Annotated in this window: 2 tRNA genes and 1 rRNA gene; all 3 read left to right on the plus strand. The window is 43.0% G+C overall.

What is annotated here, in order from left to right:
* A 16S ribosomal RNA gene (locus IEW93_RS21825) occupies positions 1–111 on the plus strand; the annotation flags it as partial.
* A gap of 252 nt (positions 112–363) precedes the next feature.
* Positions 364–440, plus strand: a tRNA-Ile gene (locus IEW93_RS21830).
* Between the two features lie 133 nt (positions 441–573).
* Positions 574–649: transfer RNA gene (locus tag IEW93_RS21835), tRNA-Ala, on the plus strand.
* The last annotated feature ends 300 nt before the right edge of the window (positions 650–949 follow it).

A 949-nucleotide genomic window follows, 5' to 3' on the forward strand; every position in this document is an offset into this window, starting at 1 on the left:
GAAGTGGGTAGTTTAACCTTCGGGAGAACGCTCACCACTTTGTGGTTCATGACTGGGGTGAAGTCGTAACAAGGTAGCCCTAGGGGAACCTGGGGCTGGATCACCTCCTTACCTATACGACTAACTCAATATTTGGTGGCAATAAACTGCATCCGTGCGTTTATTGCACACAGCACATCCGTGTGCTTGAGTGTTCACACAGATTACTTGATAGAAAGAAAGAGAAATTACGTGTCTGTTTAGACGACGTTAATTCGCTCTAGCACAAGGCGCTTGAAGCGTGAAGAAGGACGTGTAGTACACTACACGACGACTGAACAATGAAAAGCAACGCAGTGATTGAGTGAAGAAACAAGTATAAATGGGTCTGTAGCTCAGCTGGTTAGAGCGCACCCCTGATAAGGGTGAGGTCGGTGGTTCAAGTCCACTCTGACCCACCAAAATCTCGTTAACTCTGCGTTGTCGGATAACTCGTTTAGCAAGCTAAACGTCGTCATCCTCCGCCTTGATTTAACAAGATTTGGTAATACACCTTCATTGAAGGTAAACGTAAAATCTCAACTGCATGTAAATGGGGCTATAGCTCAGCTGGGAGAGCGCCTGCCTTGCACGCAGGAGGTCTGCGGTTCGATCCCGCATAGCTCCACCATTTACACTTATCATGATGATAAGCATATGCACTGGTAAAGAGATGCCAAAGATAAACGAAATTTTATCTTTGGCTTTTTTAAGCCCGCTCTTTAACAATTTGGAAAGCTGATAGTAGTTAATTGCATGAGTCTGTCATGTGATTAATTGCAAATCGTTTGATGCATGACTTTATATAAGGTGGTGTATTAAACATTGAGTTCTCAAAACACTGTTTAAGTGTCTTGAATATTCTAAAACTAAGGCGATTTCGTGTGCGAAAGTGCATGAATTATCAAAGTAAAAACCAGCTAGTTGCAAT

The organism is Shewanella inventionis (assembly GCF_014641855.1).
Classification (GTDB): domain Bacteria; phylum Pseudomonadota; class Gammaproteobacteria; order Enterobacterales; family Shewanellaceae; genus Shewanella; species Shewanella inventionis.